Genomic DNA, 259 nt, shown 5'->3' on the forward strand with positions numbered 1-259 from the left:
CTGGAAACGCGAGCGCCACCATCCGGCCGCAGCCAGAATGAACAGGGCCACGGCCAAGTACGGCAGCACCAGGCTGAGCAACGCTTCGCTGTTGGGCAACCCCGCCGTTTCGTTGTGCTCGCGCGGCACCATCACGAACAGCAGCAGCACCAGCGCCACGGCCGCACGGCTGAAGGCGAAATAGCGCAGCAGACGCCACTGGAATTCAGGGGGATCCGGCTCGAGCCAGACCGAGCGCAATGCACGCCACGCATTCAGG

At 65.6% G+C, this 259-nt stretch carries 1 protein-coding gene; it reads right to left on the reverse strand.

The features are described from left to right. On the reverse strand, window positions 1–259 hold a 259-nt coding region (locus ACVA58_RS28285), incomplete at both ends, for a hypothetical protein (protein ID WP_446513554.1).

Source organism: Photobacterium sp. DNB22_13_2 (assembly GCF_052873915.1).